This window comes from Limnohabitans sp. Hippo3 (genome assembly GCF_003063665.1).
GTDB lineage: Bacteria > Pseudomonadota > Gammaproteobacteria > Burkholderiales > Burkholderiaceae_C > Limnohabitans_A.
The window spans coordinates 692,609-706,877 of sequence record NZ_NESF01000001.1; the positions used below are offsets into that span (position 1 = coordinate 692,609).

A 14,269-nucleotide genomic window follows, 5' to 3' on the forward strand; every position below is an offset into this window, starting at 1 on the left:
CACAACGATAGAGCCTCAGGTTCCCCCCACCCTTCAAAGCCCAAAATATCATGAACAAATCATTCACAACAATCTGGTGCCATATTCGACAGTGCTGCGTCGTGGTTTCGGAGAAAACCCGTAGGCACGGGAAGAAGTCAAGTTGCGTTGCGGCCACAAGGCCTTCAAACACCATGCTTCTGGCAGGTCTGATCATGGCTTCGCCAGTTTTTGCGATCGATCTGACAACACCATACGCAGACACAGTCATCACATCCACTGCAAACCCAATCACGCTCGTTCCATCGGCAGGACCTAACGGAGTCAGCGGCAACACAGGAAGTTACAGTTGCAACCAGATGAGCTGGGGAGCTGCTTGTGCTGACTTCTACAGCTTTGGCTCCTATAACGTGTACAACCCCAGCAACGGTAGAAACGCCCCGGGTGGAGGGGCTTACCTGGACTTGGCGGTCACTGCCCCCACTGTTTTGGGTGTCACTGGAACGCCGGCCGCTTCGGGAACGTATGCCGTTTCAGTCACACAATTGGCCAGCGCGCAAGTGTGGAGCATGAGCAGTACGGATGCAACCAATGCCCCTATTACATCGACCACCTATCTCAATGGTGGTAACCCTTTCCAATTGACTATCACCCCAACGGGGGTGGGGGCACCTGTTTCGTTGAATTTCGCAGCCAACACCACACTGGAACAAGTGCAAGCTGCTATTAATACAGCAGCCACAACACAAGGATCCAGTTTAGCGGGTTATACCGCCAGCATTGGGGATGCCGGGACAAGTAGCGCCCCCAATCTCGTATTGGGAATCGCGGGCAAATCCGGTGCAGGCAACGATTTCACGCTTGCTACAGACAGTTTAGGTTTGCAGTTTACTCTTCCGTCGCCAATCACATACGATGGGGCAACCATAACCCCTCTCGGAGCGACATCTCAAGATGCGATCTACACGATCGGCAGTAACCCCTATACCTCCTCCACAAACACGGCGACATACAGCGGTTTGACACTCAATTTTCTGAATACCGGAAGTTCAACGGTCAACATCACATCTTTGAGCAACACCATTGCAAATGGCTCAAATGGCTTGGCTGGGCAGGACAGCAATGGCATCTCGCCTGTGACCGTGACGACAAATAACATCGCCCTCACGGGCGTACAAACAGCTGTGACACTCTCATCCACAGGCGGTCAAGGGGGAGCTGCAGGCATTGGCGGTGCGGGTGGACAAGGTGGGTCTGGTGGGGCCGGCTACACAGAGACAATTCCACGTATCAATGTAATTGTCTTCCCTCCACTCACAATTCCAGACACGGATGCGGTTGCAAGACAGGGCGGCATTGGTGGCAATGGTGCGCAAGGCGGTACCGGCGGCACGGGTCAAATCGGAGGCGCTGGTGGCAGTGTCTCACTCACGTTAAGTGCCGAATCCGCTACAGCTGGACGACTTGCATTGATGACTACGACCGGTGGACAAGGTGGCACAGGTGGTCAGGGCGGGTTTGGAGGCCAAGGTGGCACGGGTGCAGCCGCCGTAGGAGCAATCGAATCCAGCGACATCATGGCTGTGGTTGTTGGTGCGCCAGCCAATTTGGGCGGTTCGGGCGGCACGGGAGGCAGTGGTGGTATCGGCGGCACAGGTGGATCCGGTGGCATTCTTGTGCTGAACACCTCTGTGGTTAATGCCAACGTCAGCACTGGTTATGAACTGAGGGCCATAGGCGGTCAAGGTGGCACAGGTGGCCAAGGTGGCCAAGGTGGTCAAGGTGGCACGGGTGGCGGTGGCATCACTTTTTATGGCGACATGCTCGGTAACTACCAAGCCAGTGGTTCAGGTGGCGGCATTGGCGGCAACGGCTACATCGGCGGCATCGGTGGTACTGGAGGTGTTGGCGGTACAGTGACTGTCACCAATGTCAATGGTGCCTTGAGCGTGACCGGCACAGGCATCCTCGCGCAAAGTATTGGCGGCAATGGTGGTACTGGTGGTCAAGGCGGTCAGGGTGGCCAAGGCGGTACAGGGGGGGCCGGTGATGGCAGCTTCATTGTTACGCGTTATTCAGAGGCAACAAGCGGTGGTCTTGGTGGCAACGCCCTCAACGGGGGCACTGGTGGTTCTGCAGGTGCTGGTGGAAGTGGCGGCACCGTGACAGTTGACAACTCCGTGTTGAATGGCACGGGTTCAATCACCGCAGGAGTGAACGCCATCCATGCTGCAAGTGTTGGCGGTATTGGCGGTGTAGGAGGCATGGGTGGTACGGGCGGCACTGGTGGCACTGGTGGTGCTGCTGGCTATGCATCACCTAACGCCGATCTTGTTTACTCAGGCGTTAACGGCACACCCGGAACTGGAGGCAATGGCGGCAGCGGTGGTGCAGGCGGCAACGGTGGCAATGGCGGTAACGGTGGGTTGGTTACTGTGACCAATACTCAAACTTTGAGGACCATGGGCACCATCTACTCTTCGGCCGTTCTGGCAGAAAGTTTGGGCGCTATTGGTGGCCAAGGTGGCGATGCAGGTGCTGCAGGTGCTGCAGGTACCGGTGGTGCTGCGGGCTTAAGTACAAGCTCAACAAATAACGTGGTTTCATGTCTGGGTGGCGCACTCTTGAGTGGTACATGCACGCGCACACTTTCATGGGCACAAGGAGCCAGCGGCAGCAATGGCAGTGCAGGCACTGTATTGGGCTCCGCCAGCCTCATGGGTGGCAGCGGCGGTGATGTCGACATCAACAACGCTGGTTATATTGCCACCATTGGGACCCGATCAGACGGCATCACTGCATTAAGTATGGGCGGGGTTTATGGATTGGACTCATTCAACGCCAACAACATTTATTGGCAAGGCCTGCCCGCTGGAGCGCAATCCGGTAGTGGGGGTAACGTGAATGTCAGTAACAGTGCGATCACTACAACGAGTGGTAACAATTCAGCATCGATCATGGCACTCAGCATTGGTTCTGGGTATGGATCAGGTGCTGTCACTGCAGCGAACACAGGGACATTGTTCACTTCCGGCAACGATGCGCCTGCCTTGGTGGCAGCCAGTCGCGTTTATGCCGTCAATGGCCTGACAGGAGCGGATGCGGGAAATGTCACGGCCAGCAACATCAGCGGCACGATCTTCAGCAGTGGCATGCGCTCAACAGGCGTGATCGCTGAGAGCAGCTCCAGCATAGGTTCAGCTGGTCATGTGACTGTAGACAGCACAGGCGGCACCATTTCTGTGTCCGGGTCGGGCGATGCCTCGGCCATTTTTGCACTCAGCAATGCTGGTGGATCAGGCTCGACGGCAGGCAATGTTTCTGCGATCAACGCCAATGGCACGATTGTCAGCACAACAGCAGGCACACAGGCGGCTGTCGATCTGCGCAGCATTTCAGTCTCAGGGAATGCCGGCTCGATATTGTTTGATAACAGACACGGCTCTGTGACTTCGGACAACACTGGCACAGCGATTTACCTGTTGAGCAGTGCTGATACCTCGAGTGGTTTAGCAATGAATTTGCTGATTGGATACGGTAAGTCCGCTTATGGAAATCAGGCTACAAATTACAACATGGCGGTTCTAAATCACAGCACCATCATCTCAACGGCACCAGGAAGTACTGCCGTGACTTTGGAAAGCACCGGCTTCACTGACGGCAATATTTATTTGGAAAACGGCGGCTTGATTCAAGGCGGTGCCGGTGGTTCTGCCATCGCTTTGCTGGGAGGCAATAACAATCTAGTGGTCAATGACAGCAGTCTGGACCCCAATGACAAAGCCATCATCCGCACTGCGGGAACAGTTTTTGACACGGTGATCACAGGTACAAGCGGCCATGACGCCATCCAGAACTTGAACGGTGGAACCATCGTCGGCTCAGTTCATCTCGGCAGCGGTAACAACAGCTTCCTTAACGGCAGCGGCTCAATGTACCTCCCGGGTAACACCATCTATTTAGGTTCAGGTAATCTCTTTTCCAACAGTGGCTATTTATCCCCAGGTGGTCTCAATACTGTGATGTCGGCGTCCAATGCCAATGGGGTGACTGCGTTGACAGGCAATTTCAGCCAGTCAGCCACTGGTCACCTGGTGATGGATGCGAACTTCTCTACAGGATCAGTACGTGACGATTACATGGACTTCGTGTCCGTTAGTGGTGCAGCTTCATTGGGCGGCTTTGTCACCATCAACCCCTCAACTGGCGCCGCCAAACCTGGTAAGTTCAGTTTTCCGATGATGACTTCGGCGGGAGTTATGACAGCGGGTGGCATTTCCGTATTTCCAACTTTTGCCAACGGCAAGCCTTCGACCACTGTGGTGTTCCAACCCTCTCTCTCCGTTTACGGCACAAGTGACAGCGACCCCAACACCTTTAACCTGAGCGGTCTCAACACCAGCAGTCCGACGGTCAACACCCTGTACCTCAATTACAGCGTCGATTACGCGCCATCCTGGCTGGCACCCAATCAGAAGTCATACGCTAACATGGTCAACCAAATACAGACCAGAGGTGTACCGACCTACCAGCCTATCGCCGCTGAGCTTTTAGGTATCAGTGACCCAACGCTGTACAGACAAGCCATCGACTCCTTAACGGGTGAAGGTACAACAGCTGCACAGCAGCTGGCCTTTGACGCGCGCAAGGCATTTGGTCAGAACATAGCCGATGAATCCAGTGTCTTGATCGATTGTTCTACTGGAATTTACGCCAAGATCGACCAATGCGGTCAAGAGCAACGTTCATGGATCAGCTACAACTACGGATCACGTGACCGTGATGGTGGCTATTCCAACCCCTATGGACACAGCTACAACTCAGCATCGGTCAAGAACACTGGCGGTGCCGTGGCGATAGGTCAAGAGCGCTTGCTCTCGACAAATCAAGTCTTTGGCTGGGCATTGGGGGTTGATCTTTCCAAATACAACGTGGCAGATCGGTGGACAAGCGGTTCAGTTGATTCTTTGAACTTTGCGCTTTATGGCATGCAAAAATTTCAAAACAGCCTGTACATCAAAGGTATGGTTTTGAGTGGACACACGGAAAACTCCTCAAACCGTATCGCCATGGGACGCAGCATCACTGGCACCAACACTTCAAACTCTCTGGGTGCACGGGTCGAATTGGGGCTGAAACTTCAGGTGCTAAAACCCGAAGCCGGTTTGCATGAATTTGTGAACGTGACTCCCTTTGTGGCGTACCAACATGACCGTCAACGGATGACTGCATACAGCGAATCCGACAATACATGGGGTAATTATTATCCTCAACATCGCAGCTTCAGTTCTGTAACAAGTTTGGGGGTTAAAGTTGAAGGCAAATATGTTTCCGAAGCGGGAACAAATTTTTCGCCATTCATCAAATACATGTACTCGCATGAGGCTAACGCTGCACGCTCACTGACTGGTTCACCATTGTCTGCACGCGACTTTTCCTACTCAGTCGCTGGCTTGCCTGCTGCACAGTACATTTCTAGTATCGATGTAGCGGTTGATGTCGATACGGCCAAAAATCAAGCTTTACGGATGGGTCTGAGTGCTGCTAGAGGGGACGGAACGTCGGTCAACTCTTTGCAAATCAAATACATGCAACGCTTCTGATGGATTGGATAGGGGCAACCATAATTCAACGCCATTCTCATATCCGATGCTCATAGAGCATTGGATATGTCGGTTAACATGTTTGGAGGGATTCGGGATTTCTCGTGCAAAAAGTCAGCGTGATCCTTATTGCAGCCCCTGCCTTGAGGCCTTGATCTTCGACTGCATCGCCTTGCCCTCCAACCGCCGCTGCACCGAGCCATAAGTGGGCTTGGTGGCTTTGCGCGGTTTGGGCGGCTTGGCATATTGGTCCAGCGTTTCGTACAGCCGTGCCCAGGCATCCAAGCGGTTGGCTTCTTGGGTGCGGTGGCGCTGGGCCTTGAGGATGAACACGCCTTCTTGCGTCAGGCGGCTGTCGCCCGACTGCAGCCAACGCTGCTTGACGTCGTCGGGCAAGGATGAGCCCGCCACATCAAAGCGCAGCTGGATGGCACTGGAGACTTTGTTGACGTTTTGCCCGCCAGGGCCTTGCGCCCGAATGGCGCTCATCTCCACTTCAGCGTCGTCGATGTGCAGGGTGTGTTTCATGTTGCCGTCTTTTCTCTGCAAGAGGTCGCCCCTGCGGCCGAAAATATTTTTGGTAAGGCCATCATTCGCGAGCGGGGGCTCGCTCCCACACAGTCACTTTCACCACGATCCCGCATCGCGCACGGGCGCTGCATTTATTGCAGCGAGCCCTTGAGGTTTTCAGGAATGGGCAAGGGCATGACCTCGATACCCTCTTCCAACAAAGCCTCAGTTTCTTCGCGGGTGGCTTGGCCCCGGATGTTGCGCTCTTCGCGTTCGCCGTAATGGATTTTGCGGGCCTCCTCGGCAAACTTGGGGCCGACATCTTCGGTGTTGGCCATGACGTGGCGGACCATGTTCATCATGGCCACATGCATTTGCTGCAAAGTGTCGGGGGCCAACGCAAGATCTTCGCTTGCGGGGCTCGCGCCTTGGGGAGCAGGCACCGCTGAGGCCTGGGCACTTGCTGCAGCATCACCCGAGTTTGCGGATGCAGCCGGGGCCACGCCGTGTCCCAGGTTCAAGCGTGGTGCCGAGAGCATTTTGACAATCTCGCTGTCGTTGCACACCGGGCACGTGACCAAGCCCCGCGCACGCTGCGTGTCGTAGTCGTCTTGCGAGCCAAACCAGCCTTCAAAGCTGTGGCCCTGCGAACATTGAAGGTCGAGGACTTTCATGGGCGGTGTGTTTCAGGGCAAGGATTGCCAAGTCAGCGGCCATTGGCCTGACAGGGTATTTTGCAACCAAAGCGCACCGGTGAGGGTTTTGGCATCGGTGACTTGCCCGTCCCGGCACCAGGCCATCAACTGCGCGGGCGTGGCGGTGAACACGTCCAGAAACTCTTCAGCATCGAGTTGCCGTTCGCCCAGGCTCAGGTCTTTGGCAAACCAGATCTCGATCACCTCGGTCGAGTAAGCAATCACCGGGTGCAACACCCCTGCCCTCGCCCACTGGCGCGCGCTGTAGCCGGTTTCTTCGAACAGCTCGCGCTGAGCGCACCACCAAGGGTCTTCACCTGCATCGAGCTTTCCCGCGGGGAACTCAATCATGACTTGCCCCACCGGGTAACGGTATTGGCGCTCCAGCACCAGGCGCATGCCCTCGGGTGTGTCCAGCATGGGGATGACCATGACCGCACCGGGGTGGACCACATATTCACGCGTGGCCAGGGCCTGATTCGGCAGGCGTACCGTGTCGCGAAAGGCGTGGAGGAAATGGCCGTGCAGCAACTCTTGCTGGCTGACCCTGTGCTCGATCAGATGATCGTCAGACATGCGTGTGTGCTGACCGGCAGGCGTTCAATGCTTGCGGTGCATCAGGTAGCGGTAGACAAAACCCGGGAAGGCCAGCGTCACAAACATGGTGCCAGTGACCGCGTAAAACTCCCAGCCTTGGGGTGCGATCTGACCGCTGTGATTTTCAAGTGCCAGGCCGATACCGCCGACCACAAAGTACAGCACCACCATTTCGGCCAAACGCCAATGCAGTGGTTTGGAGCTGCGCTGCGGCCCCACCAAAAAAATACGCTGGTTGGCAAACGGCAAATTGGCAGCCAGCAAAGCCAAGACCACCAAAAAACCGATTTGCGCAGAAACAGACATGCTGCGCCGATCAGATGGCCAGCATGCTGGCCACAGCGTTGGCACACAGGGCCATCAAAGCGCCCGGCACGATGCCCAGCGCCAAAACCAGCAAACCATTGACCGACAAGACCACACGCACATCGGTGGTGGCCGAGACGGTGGTGGCTGTCACTGGCTCGTCAAAGTACATGACCTTGACCACGCGCAAGTAATAGAAGGCACCGATCAGGGACATGATGACCGCAAAGATCGCCAAGCCCATGTAGAAGCCCTGACCCGAGACGATGAGCGACTGCAACACAGACAGCTTGGCATAGAAGCCGACCATCGGCGGGATGCCCGCCATCGAGAACAGACAGATCGCCATCACGCCCGCGTACAAGGGGCTGCGTTGGTTCAAACCGGCCAGATCGGTGATTTCTTCGCTCTCAAAACCTTGACGCGCCAGCAACATGATCACGCCGAAAGCCGCCAAAGTGGTGAGCACATAAGACACCGTGTAGAACATGGCCGAGCTGTAGGCATTGGCTGCCAGAATAGTTTGGCCGTTGATGACCCCAGCCACAAAACCCAACAGCACAAAACCCATCTGCGCAATGGTCGAGTAGGCCAACATGCGCTTGAGGTTGGTCTGGGCAATGGCGGCCAGGTTACCGACCAGCAAAGAGCCAATGGCCAACAGCGACAACATTTGCTGCCAATCAAATGCCAAAGGCAACAAGCCTTCGACAAGCAAACGCATCATGATGGCGAATGCGGCCAATTTGGGTGCGCCACCGATCATCAGGGTAATGGCCGTGGGTGCGCCTTGGTAGACGTCGGGGATCCACATGTGGAAAGGCACCGCACCGATCTTGAAAGCCAGACCGGCCACGATGAACACCAGACCGAACACCAGCACCTGGTGGTTGACCTGACCTGTGGCAATGGCCTTGAGCACCTCAGACAACTCCAGGCTGCCCGTTGCGCCGTACATCATGGACATGCCGTACAGCAAGAAGCCCGAAGCCATGGCACCCAGCACAAAGTACTTCATGGCCGCTTCGGTCGCTTGCGTGTGGTCACGGCGCAGGGCCACCAGGGCGTAGCTGGACAGCGTCAGCAGCTCCAGGCCCAGGTAAATCACGATGAAGTTCTGACCCGAGATCATGAAACTCATGCCCAGCAAGGCAAACAGGCTCAGGCTGAACAGCTCGCCGCCACGCAGCATGTCGCGGTCGGCTGCATAAGGACGCGAATAAACCAGGGTCACCATGACGGCGATGGTGGCAAAGCACTTGAGCCAGTGGCCCATGGGATCACTGACCACCAGACGGCCAAAGCCGTACAGCGTCTGCCCGGCATCGGCATACATGGCGTGCAGCCAGGCCACACCGCCCAAAGACAACAAGGTCAGCACATAGGTGGCGGTGCGCTTGGGGCTTTTCACGAAGAGGTCGACCAGCGCGATCACGCAAGCCATGACCAGCAACACGATCTCGGGGTAAACCGTCATCCAGCTGGAGTTGTCCATCATCTGTGTTCTCTCAATTTTCTAATCAGGCGAAACGTTCGATGCCCACTGCTCAAGGCAGCTTGGACAAGGCCACGTGTTTGAGCAAGTCGGCCACCGAAGTGTCCATCACGTCGGTGAAAGGCTTGGGGTAGACGCCCATGTAGAGCACGGCGGCCGCCAGCAAGGCCAGCATCAGGAATTCGCGGCCATTGATGTCGGTCAGTTCCTTGACATCGTTGTTGGCCACAGGCCCCAGGTAAACGCGCTTGAACATCCACAAGGTGTAAGCAGCGCCAAAGATCAGGGCCGAAGCCGACAACAAGCCGATCCAGAAGTTGAACTTCACGGCACCCAGAATCACCATCCACTCGCCCACAAAACCGGCGGTGCCTGGCAAGCCGCAGTTGGCCATGGCAAAGAACAGGGCGAAAGCTGCGAACTTGGGCATGGTGTTGACCACACCGCCATAGCTGGCGATTTCACGCGAGTGCACGCGGTCGTACAGCACGCCGATTGACAGGAACATGGCTGCAGACACAAAGCCGTGCGCAATCATCTGCACGATGCCGCCGGACACTCCCAAGGGGTTGAAGATGAAAAAACCTAGGGTCACAAAACCCATGTGCGCCACCGACGAGTAAGCCACCAGCTTCTTCATGTCCTGCTGCACCATGGCCACCAAGCCCACATAGACCACGGCCACCAACGACAAGATGATGATGAACATGCCCCACTCGCGTGCGGCATCGGGTGCGATGGGCATCGAGAAACGCAGGAAACCATAAGCGCCCAGCTTGAGCATGATGGCCGCCAGCACGGCCGAGCCGCCCGTCGGCGCTTCGACGTGCACATCGGGCAACCAGGTGTGCACCGGCCACATGGGCACCTTCACGGCAAAAGCCGCAAAGAAGGCGAAGAACAGCAAGGTCTGCACCGAACCCGACAGCGGCAGTTTGTGCCAGGTCAGGATGTCAAAGCTGCCGTTCGAAGCGGTGTACAGGTAGACCAGTGCGATCAGCATCAACAAGGAGCCGAGCAAGGTGTAGAGGAAGAACTTGAAAGCCGCATAAATCTTGTTCGGACCACCCCAGATACCGATGATCAGGTACATCGGGATCAGCGTGGCTTCGAAGAAGACGTAGAACAAGATACCGTCGAGCGCACTGAACACGCCGATCATCAGACCCGACAGGATCATGAAGGCGGCCATGTACTGGTTGACCTTGCGGGTGATGACTTCCCAGCCCGCAATCACCACGATCACGTTGATGAACGCGGTGAGCAACACCAGCCACAGCGAAATACCGTCCACGCCCAGGTGGTAGTGCACATTGAAGCGCTCAATCCACGAGGCCTTTTCGACAAACTGCATAGCCGAAGTGCCGAGCTGAAAGCCCGAGTACAAGGGCAGCGTGACCAGGAAACTGGCGATCGAGCCGACCAGCGCCAACCAGCGCACGGCGCGGGCTTGGCTGTCACGACCGAGGGCCAGCAAGACGATACCGAAAGCAATCGGCATCCAGATGGCAAGGCTTAACAATCCCATTTTTATCTTGTCCTCAAAACCGTTAAGCGAGCCAGACGAAATACGTCATCAGCACGAGCACACCCAAAATCATCACCAGGGCATAGTGGTACAGGAAGCCCGACTGGAACCAGCGCACCAAACCGGACACGAGACCCACGACTTTCCAGGAGCCGTTGACGACCAAGCCGTCGATGATGGCGCGGTCGCCCATCTTCCACAGGCCCAGGCCCAAGCCGCGAGCGCCCTTGGCCAGAATGTTCTCGTTGATCCAGTCCATGAAGTACTTGTTCTCCATGACCACGATCAGCGGACGCAAGGCACGGGCAAAGAATGCCGGGACCTTGGGATTAACCAGGTACATGTACCAGGCGGTCACCACACCAGCCAAAGCCAGCCAGAACGGTGCCGTGCTCAAGCCATGCAGCGCCATGGCCACAGGGCCGTGGAACAGCTCACCCAATTGCGTCATCGCAGGGTGCTTGGCTGCGTCCACAAAGATCACGTCTTTGAAGAAGTCGCCATACAGCATGGGCTGGATGGTCATGAAACCGATCACCACCGAAGGAATGGCCAGCAAGACCAGAGGCACCGTGACCACCCAAGGCGATTCGTGAGGTTTGTCGTGGCCATGGTCATCGTGACCGTGGTGGTCATCATGGTGAGCATCCGGGTTCTGGTCGTAACGCTCCGGGCCGTGGAAGACCAGGAAGTACATGCGGAACGAATAGAAGGCAGTGACGAACACACCCGCCAGCACTGCGAAGTTGGCAAAGCCAGCGGCAGGCAAGGTGCTCAGGTGCACGGCTTCGATGATGCTGTCCTTGGAATAAAAACCCGAGAACAGCGGCGTGCCGATCAGGGCCAGCGAGCCCAGCAAAGACGTGATCCAGGTGATGGGCATGTACTTGCGCACGCCGCCCATCCAGCGGATGTCCTGGTTGTGGTGCATGCCCATGATGACGGAACCGGCACCCAAGAAGAGCAGCGCTTTGAAGAACGCGTGCGTCATCAGGTGGAACACCGCGACCGAGTAGGCCGAAGCGCCCAAAGCGACAGTCATGTATCCGAGCTGCGACAAGGTCGAATAAGCCACCACGCGCTTGATGTCGTTCTGGATGATGCCCAAAAAGCCCATGAACAAGGCTGTGATGGAGCCGACCACCATGATGAAGTTGAGAGCCGCATCGGACAACTCGAACAGCGGCGACATGCGGGCCACCATGAAGATACCGGCCGTCACCATGGTGGCGGCGTGGATCAGGGCAGAAATCGGGGTCGGGCCTTCCATCGAGTCAGGCAACCACACATGCAGCGGGAACTGAGCCGACTTGCCCATGGCGCCAATGAACAGGCAGATGCAGATCACAGTGATCAGCATGCCGTCCAGACCGAACACATACCAGGGGAAATTGATGGCGGCCAGCTCGTTGGCCTTGGCAAACAACTCGGTGTAGTTGAGCGTGCCGGTGTAGGCCACGATCAGGCCAATGCCGAGGATGAAGCCGAAGTCACCCACACGGTTGACCAAAAAGGCCTTCATGTTGGCGAAGATGGCGGTCGGCTTGTTGTACCAGAAGCCGATCAGCAAATACGACACCAGACCCACGGCTTCCCAGCCGAAGAACAGCTGCAGCAGGTTGTTGCTCATGACGAGCATCAACATGGAGAAGGTGAACAGCGAGATGTAAGCGAAGAAGCGGTTGTAGCCTTCGTCTTCTTCCATGTAGCCAATGGTGTAAATGTGCACCATCAGCGACACAAAGGTCACCACACACATCATCATGGCGGTGATGCCGTCGACCAGAAAGCCGACTTCCATCTTCAGGCCACCCACCACCATCCAGGTGTAGAGGGTCTCGTTGAAACGGGCACCGTCGATGACGTTCTTGAGCGTCATGGCCGACAGGATGAAGGCCACCAGCACACCCAATATGGTCAGGGTATGCGACAGGCGACGGCCGATCCAGTTGCCACCAAATTGGGTGCCGAGAACACCGGCCAGCACCGAGCCCACCAGAGGGGCCAGCGGCACAGCCAGCAGCGTGCTTGCGTTGAGGGTTTGACTCATATTCTTGTTAACCCTTGAGCGAATTGAGTTCGTCCACGTTGATGTTGTTCTTGTTGCGGAACAACAGCACCAGGATGGCCAGGCCAATGGCCGATTCGGCTGCAGCCACCGTGAGGATGAAGAACACGAACACTTGGCCGTGCATATCACCCAGGTAGTGCGAGAACGCCACAAAGTTCATGTTCACGGCCAGCAACATCAGCTCGATGGCCATGAGCAAAACGATCAGGTTCTTGCGGTTCAGGAAGATGCCGATCACGGCCAATGCGAACAGCATCGCGCCGAGCGACAGGAAGTGCCCCAGGGTCAGTGTCATCATTTGCTTTCCTCCGCAGCCGCCACAACCGGGGCAGGCGCCGCTTGGGTCGGGGCCATCTTGACCACTTGCATGCGGTCGGCCGCACGCACCCGAACCTGGATGGACGGATCAATCGCCTTGCTGTCCTTGCGCTCGCGCAGGGTCAGGGCAATCGCCGCGATCATGGCCACCAACAAAATGGCCGCCGCAATCTGGATCGGCATCAGGTACTCGGTGTAGAGCAGGATGCCCAAGGCCTTCGCGTTGTCCACGGGCACCGCACCTGTCGCCATGGCGGGCGCTTCGGACAGACGGAAACCGGACAACAACACAGCGGCCATCTCGAGGGCCACGATGGCCCCCAAGGTGGCTGCGAGCGGGAAGTTTTTCCAGAAGCCCCTGCGCACGGTGTCGATGTGGATGTCCAGCATCATCACCACGAACAGGAAGAGCACCATCACCGCGCCCAGGTACACCAGCACCAGCAGGATGGCCAGGAATTCGGCATGGAGCAGGAACCACACAGCCGATGCTTGCGAGAAAGCCAGCATGAGGAACAGCACCGCATGCACGGGGTTGCGTGCGGTGACCACCCGGAAGGCTGCAAACAGCAGCACCACCGAGAAGAGGTAGAAGAAACCGGTCTTGACGTCCATAGGTCTGTCTTTTTAAGTGTTCAGGACTGGGCAGCGTTCAACGGTAAGGAGCGTCAGCAGCTTTGGCCGCAGCGATCTCTTTTTCGTAACGGTCGCCCACGGCCAGCAACATGTCCTTGGTGAAGTACAGGTCACCGCGTTTTTCGCCGTGGTATTCAAAAATGTGCGTCTCGACAATCGAATCGACCGGACAGCTTTCTTCGCAAAAGCCGCAGAAGATGCACTTGGTCAGGTCGATGTCGTAGCGTGTGGTGCGGCGTGAACCGTCTTCGCGCTGGCCCGCTTCGATGGTGATGGCCATCGCCGGACACACGGCTTCGCACAGTTTGCACGCGATGCAGCGCTCTTCACCGTTGTCGTAGCGGCGCAGCGCGTGCAGGCCACGGAAACGTGGCGACAGCGGTGTTTTTTCTTCCGGGAACTGCACCGTCACCTTGCGGGCGAAAGCGTAGCGTCCGGTCAGGGCCATGCCCTTGAACAACTCCACGAGCATGAAGCTCTTGAGGAAGTCCTTGATCGAGAAATTGGAAGCAGTCATTGTGGTCATGGTCG

General features: G+C 56.7%; 11 protein-coding genes. 1 reads left to right on the plus strand and 10 read right to left on the minus strand.

Translation table 11 applies throughout. The features are described 5' to 3' along the window. Positions 1 to 50: 50 nt before the first annotated feature. Positions 51 to 5,582, plus strand: a complete 5,532-nt coding sequence (locus tag B9Z34_RS14765) for an ESPR-type extended signal peptide-containing protein (RefSeq protein ID WP_158268694.1) — start codon at positions 51 to 53, stop codon at positions 5,580 to 5,582. Positions 5,583 to 5,708: 126 nt separating this feature from the next. Here B9Z34_RS14765 and arfB read toward each other — a convergent pair whose 3' ends face one another. The 10 genes from arfB to nuoI all read right to left on the minus strand — a co-directional run bounded on the left by arfB (position 5,709) and on the right by nuoI (position 14,255). After that, entirely contained in the window at positions 5,709 to 6,110 is a 402-nt protein-coding gene (gene arfB / locus B9Z34_RS03205; protein ID WP_108426631.1) for an alternative ribosome rescue aminoacyl-tRNA hydrolase ArfB, read from the minus strand. Positions 6,111 to 6,244: 134 nt separating this feature from the next. Next, the gene (locus B9Z34_RS03210) at positions 6,245 to 6,766 is read right to left on the minus strand and encodes a DUF1178 family protein (protein ID WP_108426632.1); all 522 of its coding nucleotides are present in this window, start codon (positions 6,764 to 6,766) and stop codon (positions 6,245 to 6,247) included. Between the two features lie 12 nt (positions 6,767 to 6,778). Beyond that, positions 6,779 to 7,363 carry an NUDIX domain-containing protein gene (locus B9Z34_RS03215; protein ID WP_108426633.1) on the minus strand — a complete coding sequence of 195 codons (585 nt, stop codon included), beginning with the start codon at positions 7,361 to 7,363 and terminating at the stop codon, positions 6,779 to 6,781. A gap of 24 nt (positions 7,364 to 7,387) precedes the next feature. Next, positions 7,388 to 7,690, minus strand: coding sequence for a DUF2818 family protein (locus tag B9Z34_RS03220; protein WP_108426634.1), 303 nt, complete (start codon positions 7,688 to 7,690; stop codon positions 7,388 to 7,390). A 10-nt stretch (positions 7,691 to 7,700) separates the two neighbouring features. Further along, positions 7,701 to 9,188, minus strand: a complete 1,488-nt coding sequence (gene nuoN / locus B9Z34_RS03225; protein WP_108426635.1) for an NADH-quinone oxidoreductase subunit NuoN — start codon at positions 9,186 to 9,188, stop codon at positions 7,701 to 7,703. A gap of 49 nt (positions 9,189 to 9,237) precedes the next feature. Then, positions 9,238 to 10,713 (minus strand): NADH-quinone oxidoreductase subunit M, encoded by a 1,476-nt coding sequence (locus B9Z34_RS03230; RefSeq protein WP_108426636.1) that lies wholly within the window; start codon positions 10,711 to 10,713, stop codon positions 9,238 to 9,240. Positions 10,714 to 10,735: 22 nt separating this feature from the next. Next, on the minus strand, positions 10,736 to 12,763 hold the full coding sequence (gene nuoL / locus B9Z34_RS03235) for an NADH-quinone oxidoreductase subunit L (RefSeq protein ID WP_108426637.1): 2,028 nt from the start codon (positions 12,761 to 12,763) through the stop codon (positions 10,736 to 10,738). 7 nt (positions 12,764 to 12,770) lie between these two features. Continuing rightward, positions 12,771 to 13,079, minus strand: a complete 309-nt coding sequence (gene nuoK, locus B9Z34_RS03240; protein WP_100119811.1) for an NADH-quinone oxidoreductase subunit NuoK — start codon at positions 13,077 to 13,079, stop codon at positions 12,771 to 12,773. Further along, positions 13,079 to 13,717 (minus strand): NADH-quinone oxidoreductase subunit J, encoded by a 639-nt coding sequence (locus B9Z34_RS03245; protein WP_108426638.1) that lies wholly within the window; start codon positions 13,715 to 13,717, stop codon positions 13,079 to 13,081. Before B9Z34_RS03245 ends, nuoK begins: the two co-directional genes overlap by 1 nt. 37 nt (positions 13,718 to 13,754) lie before the next feature. After that, positions 13,755 to 14,255: an NADH-quinone oxidoreductase subunit NuoI gene (gene nuoI, locus B9Z34_RS03250; protein ID WP_369907564.1), complete on the minus strand. Its 501-nt coding sequence runs from the start codon at positions 14,253 to 14,255 to the stop codon at positions 13,755 to 13,757. Between the last annotated feature and the right edge of the window lie 14 nt (positions 14,256 to 14,269).